General features: G+C 62.0%; 16 protein-coding genes. All 16 read left to right on the top strand.

The window, feature by feature from the left end; all coding sequences use genetic code 11:
• Window positions 1–7 precede the first annotated feature (7 nt).
• The 16 genes from fliH (at window position 8) to QZR30_RS15535 (ending at window position 12,490) form a co-directional block, all read left to right on the top strand.
• Entirely contained in the window at window positions 8–772 is a 765-nt protein-coding gene (fliH, locus tag QZR30_RS15610; RefSeq protein WP_046071790.1) for a flagellar assembly protein FliH, read from the top strand.
• Complete coding sequence (gene fliI / locus QZR30_RS15605) at window positions 762–2,120, top strand: flagellar protein export ATPase FliI (protein ID WP_046071791.1); 1,359 nt, start codon at window positions 762–764, stop codon at window positions 2,118–2,120. Before fliH ends, fliI begins: the two co-directional genes overlap by 11 nt.
• Before the next feature lie 3 nt (window positions 2,121–2,123).
• The gene (fliJ, locus tag QZR30_RS15600; protein ID WP_043049684.1) at window positions 2,124–2,573 is read left to right on the top strand and encodes a flagellar export protein FliJ; all 450 of its coding nucleotides are present in this window, start codon (window positions 2,124–2,126) and stop codon (window positions 2,571–2,573) included.
• A 119-nt stretch (window positions 2,574–2,692) separates the two neighbouring features.
• Window positions 2,693–2,998: an STAS domain-containing protein gene (locus QZR30_RS15595; RefSeq protein WP_046071792.1), complete on the top strand. Its 306-nt coding sequence runs from the start codon at window positions 2,693–2,695 to the stop codon at window positions 2,996–2,998.
• Window positions 2,995–4,713 carry an ATP-binding SpoIIE family protein phosphatase gene (locus QZR30_RS15590; RefSeq protein ID WP_311903639.1) on the top strand — a complete coding sequence of 573 codons (1,719 nt, stop codon included), beginning with the start codon at window positions 2,995–2,997 and terminating at the stop codon, window positions 4,711–4,713. The genes QZR30_RS15595 and QZR30_RS15590 overlap by 4 nt, the downstream gene beginning before the upstream one ends.
• Before the next feature lie 30 nt (window positions 4,714–4,743).
• A complete protein-coding gene (locus QZR30_RS15585) occupies window positions 4,744–5,088 on the top strand; it encodes an Hpt domain-containing protein (RefSeq protein WP_046071794.1) in 345 nt (114 codons plus the stop codon).
• An 83-nt stretch (window positions 5,089–5,171) separates the two neighbouring features.
• The gene (locus tag QZR30_RS15580) at window positions 5,172–6,473 is read left to right on the top strand and encodes a flagellar hook-length control protein FliK (protein ID WP_046071795.1); all 1,302 of its coding nucleotides are present in this window, start codon (window positions 5,172–5,174) and stop codon (window positions 6,471–6,473) included.
• A 221-nt stretch (window positions 6,474–6,694) separates the two neighbouring features.
• Window positions 6,695–7,198: a flagellar basal body-associated protein FliL gene (gene fliL / locus QZR30_RS15575; protein ID WP_043049689.1), complete on the top strand. Its 504-nt coding sequence runs from the start codon at window positions 6,695–6,697 to the stop codon at window positions 7,196–7,198.
• Between the two features lie 9 nt (window positions 7,199–7,207).
• A complete protein-coding gene (gene fliM, locus QZR30_RS15570; RefSeq protein WP_046071796.1) occupies window positions 7,208–8,176 on the top strand; it encodes a flagellar motor switch protein FliM in 969 nt (322 codons plus the stop codon).
• Window positions 8,177–8,218: 42 nt separating this feature from the next.
• On the top strand, window positions 8,219–8,686 hold the full coding sequence (gene fliN, locus QZR30_RS15565; RefSeq protein ID WP_043049691.1) for a flagellar motor switch protein FliN: 468 nt from the start codon (window positions 8,219–8,221) through the stop codon (window positions 8,684–8,686).
• 1 nt (window position 8,687) lies between these two features.
• The gene (gene fliO, locus QZR30_RS15560; protein ID WP_046071797.1) at window positions 8,688–9,125 is read left to right on the top strand and encodes a flagellar biosynthetic protein FliO; all 438 of its coding nucleotides are present in this window, start codon (window positions 8,688–8,690) and stop codon (window positions 9,123–9,125) included.
• On the top strand, window positions 9,125–9,868 hold the full coding sequence (gene fliP, locus QZR30_RS15555; RefSeq protein WP_046071798.1) for a flagellar type III secretion system pore protein FliP: 744 nt from the start codon (window positions 9,125–9,127) through the stop codon (window positions 9,866–9,868). Before fliO ends, fliP begins: the two co-directional genes overlap by 1 nt.
• A gap of 18 nt (window positions 9,869–9,886) precedes the next feature.
• Window positions 9,887–10,156: a flagellar biosynthesis protein FliQ gene (gene fliQ / locus QZR30_RS15550; RefSeq protein ID WP_003175300.1), complete on the top strand. Its 270-nt coding sequence runs from the start codon at window positions 9,887–9,889 to the stop codon at window positions 10,154–10,156.
• 4 nt (window positions 10,157–10,160) lie between these two features.
• The gene (fliR, locus tag QZR30_RS15545; protein ID WP_046071799.1) at window positions 10,161–10,946 is read left to right on the top strand and encodes a flagellar biosynthetic protein FliR; all 786 of its coding nucleotides are present in this window, start codon (window positions 10,161–10,163) and stop codon (window positions 10,944–10,946) included.
• 3 nt (window positions 10,947–10,949) lie between these two features.
• On the top strand, window positions 10,950–12,086 hold the full coding sequence (gene flhB, locus QZR30_RS15540; protein ID WP_043049695.1) for a flagellar biosynthesis protein FlhB: 1,137 nt from the start codon (window positions 10,950–10,952) through the stop codon (window positions 12,084–12,086).
• A gap of 227 nt (window positions 12,087–12,313) precedes the next feature.
• Window positions 12,314–12,490 carry a cold-shock protein gene (locus QZR30_RS15535; RefSeq protein WP_108240712.1) on the top strand — a complete coding sequence of 59 codons (177 nt, stop codon included), beginning with the start codon at window positions 12,314–12,316 and terminating at the stop codon, window positions 12,488–12,490.
• Window positions 12,491–12,579 lie beyond the last annotated feature (89 nt).

Raw genomic sequence — 12,579 nt, 5'->3', positions numbered from 1 at the left:
GCCTCCCATGTCGAACAAAGATGAGACGCCCAGCGATCTGATTCGCGCGCGGGATGTCGGTGGGTTCGACATCTGGTCGCTGCCCAGCTTCGATCCCCATGTGCCGCAGCCTGAGCCTGAACCGGTCGTAGAAACGCCGGTGGAGATGGAAGAGGTGCCGCTGGATGAAGTCCAGCCACTGACCCTCGACGAGTTGGAGGCCATCCGCCAGGAGGCCTACAACGAAGGCTTTGCCGCGGGTGAAAAAGACGGTTTTCGCAGCACCACCCTCAAGGTCCGCCAGGAAGCCGAGGCGGCGCTGGCCACCCAGCTGGCCAGCCTGGAGCGCCTGATGGGTAACCTATTCGACCCGATTGCCGAACAGGACACGCAGCTGGAAAAATCCATGGTCGGACTGGTACAGCACATCACCCGCCAGGTGATCCAGCGCGAGCTGGTGCTGGATTCCAGCCAGATCGAAAGCGTGATGCGCGAAGCCCTCAAGCTGCTGCCCCTGGGTGTCGGCAATGTGCGGTTGTACATCAACCCGCAGGATTTCGAGCAGGTCAAGGCCCTGCGCGAGCGCCATGAAGAAACCTGGCGCATCGTCGAGGATGCCGCGTTGTTGCCCGGTGGTTGCCGTGTCGAGACCGAACACAGCCGCATCGATGCCACGGTGGAAACCCGCATCAGCCAGATCATGGACAAATTGCTGGACCAACTGCATGAGCAAGCACTGCACCCGGCAGAGCCAGACTTGAGCGTTGACCTGGACGCCCCCGATGCGCCTTGATCGCACCAGTTTCGCCAAGCGCCTGGGCAGCTACGCCGAGGCGACCGAGTTGCCCGGCCAGCCGATTCTCGAAGGGCGCCTGTTGCGCATGGTCGGCCTGACCCTCGAAGCCGAGGGGTTGCGCGCCGCCATGGGCAGCCGCTGCCTGGTGATCAACAGCGACAGCTACCACCCGGTGCAGGTCGAAGCTGAAGTAATGGGCTTTTCCGGCAGCAAGATTTTCCTCATGCCGGTGGGCAGCCTCGCCGGCATTGCCCCCGGCGCCCGCGTGGTGCCCCTGGCCGATACCGGCCGCCTGCCCATGGGTATGGGCATGCTCGGTCGCGTGCTCGACGGCGCCGGGCGCGCGCTGGATGGCAAGGGCGGCATGAAAGCCGAAGACTGGGTGCCCATGGACGGCCCCACCATCAACCCGCTCAAGCGCAACCCCATCAGCGTGCCGCTCGACGTGGGCATTCGCAGCATCAACGGTTTATTGACGGTCGGTCGCGGCCAGCGCCTGGGCCTGTTCGCCGGTACCGGCGTGGGTAAGTCGGTGTTGCTGGGCATGATGACGCGCTTTACCGAGGCCGACATCATTGTGGTGGGCTTGATCGGTGAGCGGGGGCGCGAAGTGAAGGAGTTCATCGAGCACAGCCTCGGTGAAGAAGGGCTCAAGCGTTCGGTGGTAGTGGCCTCGCCTGCGGACGATGCGCCGCTGATGCGCCTGCGCGCCGCCATGTACTGCACGCGCATCGCTGAATATTTTCGCGACAAGGGCAAGAATGTCCTGTTGCTGATGGACTCGCTGACGCGTTTCGCCCAGGCCCAGCGGGAAATCGCCCTGGCCATCGGTGAACCGCCCGCCACCAAGGGCTACCCGCCGTCGGTATTCGCCAAGTTGCCCAAACTGGTGGAACGCGCTGGTAATGCCGAGGCCGGCGGTGGCTCGATCACGGCGTTCTATACGGTATTGTCCGAAGGCGACGACCAGCAGGACCCGATTGCTGACTCGGCGCGGGGCGTGCTCGACGGGCATATCGTGCTGTCGCGGCGGTTGGCGGAAGAGGGGCACTACCCGGCCATCGACATCGAAGCGTCCATCAGCCGGGTCATGCCGTCGGTGGTTACCCCTGAGCATATGGCCCGTGCCCAGCAGTTCAAGCAGCTGTGGTCGCGTTATCAGCAGAGCCGCGACCTGATCAGCGTCGGTGCCTATGTAGCCGGTGGCGACCGCGACACCGACCTGGCCATCGCCTTGCAACCGCAACTGGTGACCTACCTGCGCCAGGGCCTCAACGACAAGATCAGCATGGCCGAAAGCCAGGCGCATCTGCAGTCCATCTTCGCCCCCGCGCCGGGCGGCTAAGCCATGGCCAACAGCCGCGCCGCCCGCCTGGCCCCGGTGGTGGACATGGCCGAGAAGGCCGAAAAAGCCGCCGTGCAGCGCCTGGGTTATTTCCAGGGCCAGGTGCGCCTGGCGGAGAGCAAGCTGGGCGACCTGGAGCGCTTTCGCGTCGAATACCAGCAGCAATGGATCGAGCGCGGCAGCAAAGGCGTGTCGGGCCAGTGGCTGATGGGTTACCAGGGCTTTCTCAACCAGCTTGAGACGGCTGTCGGCCAACAGCGCCAAAGCCTGGCCTGGCACCAGAACAACCTCGACAAGGCCCGCGAGGCCTGGCAAGCGGCGTTTGCCCGTGTGGAAGGGTTGCGCAAGCTGGTGCAGCGCTATATCGACGAAGCGCGGGCGATTGAAGACAAACGCGAGCAAAAGCTGCTCGATGAACTGTCCCAGCGCCTTCCCCGCCACGAACAGTTCTAACTAACGACGCAGGACAAATGTGGGAGGGGTTTGCTCTTACATTTGATTCGATGTGTTGCTTGGATCCGGTTCGCCTGCTACACCTTGTTGCACAGTGCCAACGACAAGGAAGCAGTCACATGTCAATCGAGTCAGAAGTATCCCTGGATGGGAAGAAGTTGACGATCGCAATCAAGGGCCGGTTCGATTTCGGCAGCCATCAGGCGTTTCGGGAGGCCTACGAGCGGTTCTACAAGGTGCCCGAGACCTATATTGTCGATCTCAAGGAGACCACCTATATGGACAGTTCTGCCTTGGGCATGCTTCTGCTGCTACGTGATCATGCGGGCGGAGATGACGCCGAGGTTCGTGTGCTCAACAGCAACTCCGACGTGCGCAAGATCCTCGCCATCTCCAACTTCGACAAGCTGTTCGACATCAGTTGAGCGCCCTGGCCCCTGTCCTTGAGGCGCTGACCATCCTGATCGCCGAAGACAGCGCCGCCGACCGTTTGTTGCTGTCGACCATCATCCGTCGCCAGGGCCATCAGGTGTTGACTGCCAGTAATGGTGTTGAGGCGGTTGAGGTCTTTGCCCACGAGCGCCCGCAACTGGTGTTGATGGACGCGCTGATGCCGCTGATGGATGGCTTCGAAGCCGCCCGACAGATCAAGCAATTGGCGGGGGAGGCGCTGGTGCCGATTATCTTCCTCACCTCGTTGCGTGAGAGCGAAGCGCTGGCCCAGTGCCTGGATGCCGGTGGCGACGACTTCCTGGCCAAACCCTACAACCCACTGATCCTGGCGGCGAAGATCAACGCCATGGACCGCCTGCGGCGCCTGCAGGCCACGGTCCTGCAGCAGCGTGACCTGATCGCCAGGCACCACGAACACCTGCTGCATGAGCAGCGGGCGGCCAAGGCGGTGTTCGACAAGGTTGCCCATTCCGGTTGTATTAACGCCGCACCGAATATCCGCTACCTGCAATCGCCCTATGCGCTGTTCAACGGTGACTTGCTGCTGGCGGCCTACACACCGTCCGGTGACATGCACATACTGCTCGGCGATTTCACCGGCCATGGCCTGCCGGCCGCCATCGGCGCCATGCCATTGGCCGAAGTGTTCTACGGCATGACCGCCAAGGGTTATGGCTTGACCCAGACGTTGCGAGAGATGAACGCCAAGCTCAAGCGTATCCTGCCGGTGGACATGTTCTGCTGCGCCACCTTGCTGTGCCTGAGCGCCCAGCGGCGGGCGGTGGAGGTGTGGAACGGCGGCATGCCCGAAGGCTATGTGCATGAAGTCGCCACCGGCCGGCGCACGCCGTTGATATCGCGACATCTGCCCTTGGGGGTGTTGTCGGCGGAGGCGTTCGATGACAGCACCGAGGTCTGGCCCATGGCCTTGGGCGACCGGGTGTTCCTGCTCTCCGATGGCGTGCTGGATACCGCTGACGCCAACGACCAGCTGTTCGGCGCCGCCCGCTTGCAACAGGTGTTCGCGGCCAACCGCGAGCCCGACCGCCTGTTCGAGGATATCGAACAGGCCCTGGCAGCCTTTCGCGGCCAGGCGCGGGACGATGTGAGCATGGTCGAGATCACCTTGCTGTCTGCTCCGCCGCTCCGTGTGGCTGAGCCGATGTATGCCGACAGCGGCCAGTCGAGCCCGCTGGACTGGTCGGTGAGTTTCGAGTTTCGCGCCCAGACTCTCAAAAACTACAACCCGCTGCCGTACTTGCTGCAACTGCTGCTGGAGGTCCACGGCCTGCGCGAGCAGAGCGGGGCGCTCTACAGCGTGATGGCCGAGTTGTATTCCAATGCCCTGGAGCATGGCGTGCTGGGCCTGGATTCAGCGCTCAAGCGCGATGCGCAGGGTTTTGCGCAGTATTATTGTCAACGCAATGAGCGGCTGGCGCAATTGAATAGTGGCTATGTGCGCGTGCATGTACAGGTGGCGCCGACCGACCAGGGCGGCACTATGACCTTGCGGGTTGAAGACAGCGGGTCGGGTTTTGACGTAGACAAGGAATTGGCGCGGCCGGTGGACGCCGACCGTCTGTCTGGCCGGGGCTTGAGCCTGGTGCGTCAATTGAGCAGCGCCGTACGCTGGTCCGATGGCGGGCGCAGCGTCTGCGTGGAATTTTGTTGGGAGGCTCTGGCATAATCCGCCGATTCTTGATCAAGGAGCGAGCAAGTGGCTGAGATTCATTTGGACCCCGACGTGTTGTCGGGTTTGCAGGACGTCATGGAGGGTGAGTATCCCAAACTGCTCGACACCTTCCTTGATGACTCGCAAAAACGCATCGAAGCGCTGCGCAACGCGCGCGACGATGCCAAGGCATTGGGGCGGATTGCGCACAGTTTCAAGGGCAGCAGTGGCAACCTCGGGGCGGTGCGGCTGGCGCAGTTGTGTCAGCGGCTGGAGACTGAGTCCGTCAAGCCATCATCGGATCTGGGCGAATTGGTTGACCAGATCGACCATGAGTTCGCGTTGGTCCGTCCGCTGTATGAGTCCGAACGCCAGCGCTTCAGTTTCTGAATCGTCGCGCCAAACCTGGCCCGACTCTTGCTCTAACTCCATAGACTGCATCCCCGACCTTCATGCAGTGGAGACCCTTACTTATGCCAGTCGCTCCCAATTCGCTTCTACAGGCTGCCCCCGCGGCCAAGCCTCAAGCGCCTGTCGCCACCCCGGCGGTAGCGGTTGCGGCCCCGCGTGACAAGGGTGCTGGCTTTGCTCAAGTGTTTGCCAACCAAGGTCCCAAGCCGGCGCCGAAGGCCGGCGACAGCCCAGGCAAAGTCACACGTGACAAGCCTGCTGATACCAACGCCAAACCGGCCGCCGATAGCGACACCCCTGCCGCCAGCAAACCAGCGGTTGCCGATAGCGGCAATTCCTTGCCTGCCAAGCCGGCGGCCAAGGCCGACGACGGCGCTGGCAGCGACGGCGACAAAGCCACCGACCCGTCCCAGGCGCAACAGCCCCCGGTTGACCCGGTGGTCGATCCGGCGGTGATCGCTGCAGTGACGCCGGTGCCTGTGCCCGTGCAAGCCTCAGCTCCCGCCGTGGCCGCCGAGGACGCGGCCCTGCCCGTCGCCGTGACCGATGAAGCCAAGCCAACGGCCTTCGACCCGGAGGCTGATCCCCTGGATGCGATGCCGGCTGTGCGCCTGGCGATGGAGCAGGGCGGCCACGTGTCGGCCAGCAGCCAGGCGGCGCAGAAAACCGCGATCCAGGATCAACCGACCGCCGCGCAGAGCTTCGCCGCCGGCCTGGCCACTATGGTCGACCAGCAAGCCACCAAGGACAGCACCGACCAGGGTGGCGACAATGCTTTCAGCGGGCTGATCGATGACGGCCTAAAGGACCTCAAGAACGCCAACAGTGACACCCGCGTGGATGATTTCGCCAACCGCCTGGCCGCGCTGACCCAGGCCGCCACGCCGAAAACCGCGAATGCCTTGCCGCCGGTCAACAATGCGCCGCTGGCCATGCACCAGAGCGGCTGGACCGAAGAAGTGGTCAACCGCGTAATGTACCTCTCCAGCGCCAACCTCAAGTCGGCGGAGATCCAGTTGCAGCCGGCCGAGTTGGGGCGCCTGGATATCAAGGTCAACATGACCGCAGACCAGCAGGCCCAGGTCAGTTTCATGAGCGGCCATGCGGTGGTACGTGAAGCCCTGGAAAGCCAGTCCGGACGCTTGCGCGAAATGTTCGCCCAGCAGGGTATGGGGCAGGTGGATGTGAATGTGTCTGACCAGTCCCGTGGACAGGAGCAGCAGCAACAGCAGGCCCATACCCGTGGTGTGAGCGCTGGCGGCGGGCGCGGTGGCGATAGCGGCGGCCAGGTGGATGTAGCTGAAGCCGTGGCGCCGGTGACCCAGACTGTCATCGGCTCCAGCGCCGTCGACTACTACGCCTGATTCAAGCCCTGTGAAGGTCAAAATGTGGGAGGGGGCTTGCCCCCGATAGCAGTGTGTCAGTCAACAAATCCGTTGCTGATACACCGCAATCGGGAGCAAGCCCCCTCCCACATTTGTTTTATGGTGTTGGTTCTTCCCGTATTGCCAGACAACTCTGGCATAACACTTGCTCTTGCCTTCCCGTAGATCTATGAATCCCAGAATAGTGACGGATTATTGGCATGGCGAAGAGCGACGACGCAGCAACTCCCCCCGCAGCAGGCAAAGGCAAGCTCAAGCTGATCCTGTTGATTGTGCTGGGCTTGCTCCTGGCCATCGGTGCCTCGATTGGCGGCACCTGGTACATCATGCACAGCAGTGCAAGCAAGCCGGTGCCCGCCGCTGAAACCGCCACTAACGTCAAGCAACCGGCAATCTTCGAACAGATGCTTCCAGCGTTTGTTGCCAATTACAACGTCAACGGTCGTCAGCGCTACTTGCAGGTGAGCATCACCTTGCTGGCGCGCAACCAGGCGGACCTGGATGCCCTCAAAGTGCATATGCCGGTGATCCGTAACAATCTGGTGATGCTGTTTTCCGGGCAGGCCTTCGACAGCCTCGCCACCCCGGTCGGCCAGGAAATGCTGCGTCAGAAGGTCACTGCCAGCGTGCAGGAAGTGGCCCAGAAAGAACTCGGCAAAGTCGTGGTCGAGCAGGCGCTCTTCACTAACTTCGTATTGCAGTAGGATCACGACATGGCCGTGCAGGACCTGCTGTCCCAGGATGAAATCGACGCGCTGTTGCACGGCGTGGACGATGGTCTGGTACAGACCGAAATGTCTGCCGAACCCGGCAGCGTCAAAAGCTACGACCTGACCAGCCAGGATCGCATCGTCCGTGGACGCATGCCGACTCTGGAAATGATCAACGAACGCTTTGCCCGCTATACCCGCATCAGCATGTTCAACATGTTGCGCCGCTCGGCGGACGTGGCGGTGGGCGGCGTGCAGGTGATGAAGTTCGGTGAATACGTGCACTCGCTGTACGTGCCCACCAGCCTCAACCTGGTCAAGATCAAGCCGTTGCGCGGCACCGCACTGTTCATCCTCGACGCCAAGCTGGTGTTCAAGCTGGTGGACAACTTCTTCGGTGGCGACGGCCGCCACGCCAAGATCGAAGGGCGTGAGTTCACCCCCACCGAACTGCGTGTAGTGCGCATGGTGCTGGAACAGGCCTTCATCGACTTGAAGGAAGCCTGGCAGGCGATCATGGAAGTCAATTTCGAGTACATCAACTCGGAAGTGAACCCGGCCATGGCTAACATCGTCGGCCCCAGCGAGGCGATTGTGGTGTCGACCTTCCACATCGAGCTCGATGGCGGTGGCGGTGACCTGCACGTGACCATGCCGTACTCGATGATCGAACCGGTGCGCGAGATGCTCGACGCCGGCTTCCAGTCCGACCTCGACGACCAGGACGAGCGCTGGGTCAAGGCCCTGCGCGAAGACCTGCTGGACGTCGACGTGCCCCTGAGCGCCACCGTGGCTCGTCGCCAGTTGCGCCTGCGGGATATTTTGCACATGCAACCGGGGGACATCATCCCCGTCGAGTTGCCGGAAGAACTGATCATGCGCGCCAACGGCGTGCCGTCGTTCAAGGTCAAGCTCGGTTCCCACAAGGGCAACCTGGCGTTGCAAGTGGTTGAGCCGATCAACCGCCGCTGATGCACCCCTATTTATGAATGTTTGCTTCGCCGAGGACATGTAATGGCTACCGAACACGAAAACACTTCCGCCGAAGACCAGGCCCTGGCTGACGAGTGGGCTGCGGCCCTGGAAGAAACCGGCGATGTCGGCCAGGACGACATCGACGCGCTGCTGGCCGCCGACGCCGCCACCGCACCGGCTGGCAATCGCCTGGCGATGGAAGAATTCGGCAGCGTGCCGAAGAACAACGAGCCGGTGACCCTCGATGGCCCGAACCTGGATGTGATTCTCGACATCCCGGTGTCGATCTCCATGGAAGTGGGCAGCACCGAAATCAACATCCGCAACCTGCTGCAACTCAACCAGGGTTCGGTGATCGAGCTCGACCGCCTGGCCGGTGAGCCTCTGGACGTGCTGGTCAATGGCACCCTGATCGCCCACGGCGAGGTGGTGGTGGTCAACGAGAAGTTCGGCATTCGCCTGACGGACGTGATCAGCCCGAGCGAACGCATCAAGAAGTTGCGCTGAGATGAAGTATTCGATGGCGGGACTGTTGCTGGCGCTGCCATTGAGCGCCCTGGCGGCGGAGCCGGTTGCCCAGGCGGCTGCGGCGCCGGTGGTCGGCAGCGGTGTCGGCGGGCAATTGACCCAGCTGGTGCTGGGCCTGTTGCTGGTGGTCGGCTTGATCTTTGTGCTGGCCTGGCTGATGCGCCGCGTACAGGGTATCGGCCCGGGCAATGCCCAGGTCATCGAGCTGGTTGGCTCGCGCGCCCTCGGCCCACGGGATCGCCTGGTGCTGGTTCAGGTTGGCGAGGAGCAGATCCTGCTCGGTATCACTCCCGGCCGCATTACCCCGCTGCATGTACTCAAGACACCGGTGAACGTGGATCAATCCCAGCCGGCCACGCCAGAATTCGCCCAGCGCCTGATGGAGTTGCTGGGCAAGGATCAGAAGGATAAGAAGTAATGCGCGTTTTCTTGACGCTCATGCTGTTGCTGGCCGCGCCGATTGCCCTGGGGGCCGACCCATTGTCGATCCCGGCGATCACTCTGGGCACCAACGCGACCGGTGCCCAGGAGTATTCGGTCAGCCTGCAGATCCTGCTGATCATGACCGCGCTGAGCTTTATCCCGGCGTTTGTCATGCTGATGACCAGCTTCACGCGGATCATCATCGTCTTCTCGATCCTGCGCCAGGCCCTGGGCCTGCAGCAGACGCCGTCGAACCAGATCCTTACCGGCATGGCCTTGTTCCTGACGCTGTTCATCATGGCGCCGGTGTTCGACAAGGTAAACCAGCAAGCCCTGCAACCTTACCTCGCGGAAAAGCTCAACGCTCAGGACGCCATCGACAAGGCCCAGGGTCCGATCAAGGACTTCATGCTGTCGCAGACCCGCTCCAGCGACCTTGAGCTGTTCATGCGCCTGTCCAAGCGCACCGACATCGCCACCCCGGACCAGGCACCGCTGACTATCCTGGTGCCGGCGTTCGTCACGTCTGAATTGAAGACTGCGTTCCAGATAGGTTTCATGATCTTTATCCCGTTCCTGATCATCGACCTGGTGGTGGCGAGCGTGCTGATGGCCATGGGTATGATGATGCTGTCGCCGCTGATCATCTCGCTGCCGTTCAAGATCATGCTGTTTGTGCTGGTGGACGGCTGGGCGCTGATTATCGGCACCCTGGCCGGCAGTTTCGGAGGCGTGTGATTTGTTAGGTGAAGCAGCATGACCCCAGAAGTCGCCGTCGACCTGTTCCGTGAAGCGCTGTGGCTGACCACCATGATGGTCGCCGTGCTGGTGGTGCCGAGCCTGTTGGTAGGCCTGTTGGTGGCGATGTTCCAGGCCGCCACGCAGATCAACGAACAGACCCTGAGCTTCCTGCCACGCCTGCTGGTGATGCTGGTCACCCTGATCGTCGCCGGCCCGTGGCTGGTGCAAACCTTCATGGAATACATCCTGCAGCTGTACGGCAGTATTCCGCAGTTGATCGGCTGACCTGATGCAGTCGTTGCTGGCCCTCACCGACACCCAGATCAGCACCTGGGTGGCCTCGTTCATCCTGCCGCTGTTTCGCGTGGCGGCGGTGCTGATGAGCATGCCGGTGTTCGGTACTACCCTGGTGCCGCAGCGTGTGCGGCTGTATTTCGCCGTGGCGATCACAGTGGTGATCGTGCCTGGCCTGCCGCCGATGCCGCCGGTCAACGCCCTGGACCTCAGTGCCTTGATGTTGATTGCCGAACAGATCCTGATCGGCGCGCTGCTGGGGTTCTCCCTGCAACTGTTCTTCCAGGCGTTCGTGATCGCCGGGCAGATCATCTCGATTCAGATGGGCATGGGCTTCGCCTCGATGGTCGACCCCACCAACGGCGTGTCCGTGGCGGTGATCGGGCAATTCCTGACCATGCTGGTGACCTTGCTGTTCTTGGCTATGAACGGCCATCTGGTGGCATTCGAAGTGCTCACCGAGAGCTTCACCACCTTGCCGGTGGGCTCGGGGCTGGTAGTCAATCATTTCTGGGAGCTGGTGGGACGCCTCAGCTGGGTGCTGGGCGCCTCGTTGTTGCTGGTGCTGCCGGCGATCACGGCGCTGTTGGTGGTCAACATTGCGTTCGGCGTGATGACGCGTGCGGCGCCGCAACTGAACATCTTCTCGATTGGTTTCCCCCTGACCCTGGTGTTGGGCATGGGGATTTTCTGGGTCGGCCTGGCTGACATTCTCAATCAGTATCAACCGCTGGCCACCGACGCCCTGCAGTTCTTACGTGATCTGGCACGGGCGCGCTGAGCCATGGCCGAGAGCGAGAGTGGTCAGGACAAGACAGAAGACCCCACGGAGAAACGTAAAAAGGACTCCAGGGAAAAGGGCGAGATTGCGCGCTCCAAAGAGCTGAATACCTTCGCCACCATGATGGCCGGCGCCGGTGCCTTGCTGATCTACGGCGGTGGCCTGGCGCTGGACCTGATGGAGCTGATGAAGCACAACTTCAGCCTGCCCCGCGAGGTGCTGCTCAGCCCCGGCGCCATGGGCCAGTATCTGCTGCACTCGGGCCAGATCGCGATCCTGGCGGTGCAACCGATCCTGATCACCCTGTTGCTCGCCGCGCTGATCGGCCCGGTGGCGCTCGGCGGCTGGTTGTTCGCCGCCGGCAGCATGGCGCCCAAATTCAGCCGCATGAACCCCGGCGCCGGGCTCAAACGCATGTTTTCCGCCAAGGCCCTGGTGGAACTGCTCAAGGCCCTGGCCAAGTTCATCCTGATTCTGTTCGTGGCCCTGGCCGTACTGTCGTCCGACATCGATGACTTGCAGCGCATCGCCCATGAGCCGCTCGAATCCGCGATCATCCATAGCGTGCAAGTGGTGGGCTGGAGTTCCCTGTGGATGGCCCTGGGGCTGATCCTCATTGCCGCCGTGGATGCACCGATCCAGCTGTGGGAAAGCCACAAGAAACTGCTGATGACCAAGCAGGAAGTGCGCGACGAACACAAGGACCAGGAAGGCCGCCCCGAGGTCAAGCAACGCATCCGCCAACTGCAGCGCGAAATGTCCCAGCGCAAGATGATGGCCTCGGTGCCCGACGCCGACGTGATCATTACCAACCCGACTCACTACGCCGTGGCCCTCAAGTACGACCCCGAGAAGGGTGGTGCGCCGATGTTGCTGGCCAAGGGCAGCGACTTTACCGCGCTGAAAATCCGCGAAATCGCCGTGGCCAACGACATCCTGTTATTGGAGTCGCCAGCATTGGCGCGCTCAATTTTCTACTCCACCGACCTCGACCAGGAAATCCCGGCCGGCTTGTACCTGGCCGTTGCCCAGGTGTTGGCCTACGTCTACCAGATCCGCCAATACCGCGCCGGCAAGGGTAAGCGCCCGGACCCGCTCAAAGACCTGCCGATCCCGCCGGATTTGCGCCGCGATTCCTGAAAACGCGCTTTTATGCCTGCCTCTGTAGGAGCGAGCTTGCTCGCGAAAAACTCAGAGTCGCTGAGTTCATCCTGTTTCCCCGCGTTATCGTTACCCACCTTCGCGAGCAAGCTCGCTCCTACAGAGGTGTGCGGTCTACCTGTCAACTTTGACAGTAGCCACGACGCCGCCTTCACTGTTTGATACAGCGATGAGGCGCGCAGGCATGCGCGTCTCGGGAGGCACAGATGGATAAGGGCACGGTCAGGTGGTTCGATGCGGTCAAGGGCATTGGCTTTATTGCCCGAGACCGTGATGGCAATGAGGTTGCAGTGGAGTCTAAAGATGCCAAGGGCAGTGAAGCCCCGCCCGCCGCGCCCAAGCGACGAAAACCCCGCAAGCGAAAACCATCACCGGATGTATGAACCGGCGCTCTAGCACCCATCGAGCGCTCGCGTCTACCTGTCAACTTTGACAGTAGCCAAAGGGCGCGTGCCGTTGTTTAGTACAGATC

The sequence above is a fragment of the Pseudomonas sp. rhizo25 genome, from assembly GCF_031931935.1.
In the GTDB taxonomy this organism is placed as follows: domain Bacteria; phylum Pseudomonadota; class Gammaproteobacteria; order Pseudomonadales; family Pseudomonadaceae; genus Aquipseudomonas; species Aquipseudomonas synxantha.
Note: the sequence above shows the minus strand (reverse complement) of the source record. Positions and strands in the feature narration are given on the sequence as shown.

Coding starts and splice junctions, on each gene's coding strand:
- fliH (WP_046071790.1), top strand. CDS start 8: ATGTCGAACAAAGATGAGACGCCCAGCGATCTGATTCGCGCGCGGGAT.
- fliI (WP_046071791.1), top strand. CDS start 762: ATGCGCCTTGATCGCACCAGTTTCGCCAAGCGCCTGGGCAGCTACGCC.
- fliJ (WP_043049684.1), top strand. CDS start 2,124: ATGGCCAACAGCCGCGCCGCCCGCCTGGCCCCGGTGGTGGACATGGCC.
- QZR30_RS15595 (WP_046071792.1), top strand. CDS start 2,693: ATGTCAATCGAGTCAGAAGTATCCCTGGATGGGAAGAAGTTGACGATC.
- QZR30_RS15580 (WP_046071795.1), top strand. CDS start 5,172: ATGCCAGTCGCTCCCAATTCGCTTCTACAGGCTGCCCCCGCGGCCAAG.
- fliL (WP_043049689.1), top strand. CDS start 6,695: ATGGCGAAGAGCGACGACGCAGCAACTCCCCCCGCAGCAGGCAAAGGC.
- fliM (WP_046071796.1), top strand. CDS start 7,208: ATGGCCGTGCAGGACCTGCTGTCCCAGGATGAAATCGACGCGCTGTTG.
- fliN (WP_043049691.1), top strand. CDS start 8,219: ATGGCTACCGAACACGAAAACACTTCCGCCGAAGACCAGGCCCTGGCT.
- fliO (WP_046071797.1), top strand. CDS start 8,688: ATGAAGTATTCGATGGCGGGACTGTTGCTGGCGCTGCCATTGAGCGCC.
- fliP (WP_046071798.1), top strand. CDS start 9,125: ATGCGCGTTTTCTTGACGCTCATGCTGTTGCTGGCCGCGCCGATTGCC.
- fliQ (WP_003175300.1), top strand. CDS start 9,887: ATGACCCCAGAAGTCGCCGTCGACCTGTTCCGTGAAGCGCTGTGGCTG.
- fliR (WP_046071799.1), top strand. CDS start 10,161: ATGCAGTCGTTGCTGGCCCTCACCGACACCCAGATCAGCACCTGGGTG.
- flhB (WP_043049695.1), top strand. CDS start 10,950: ATGGCCGAGAGCGAGAGTGGTCAGGACAAGACAGAAGACCCCACGGAG.
- QZR30_RS15535 (WP_108240712.1), top strand. CDS start 12,314: ATGGATAAGGGCACGGTCAGGTGGTTCGATGCGGTCAAGGGCATTGGC.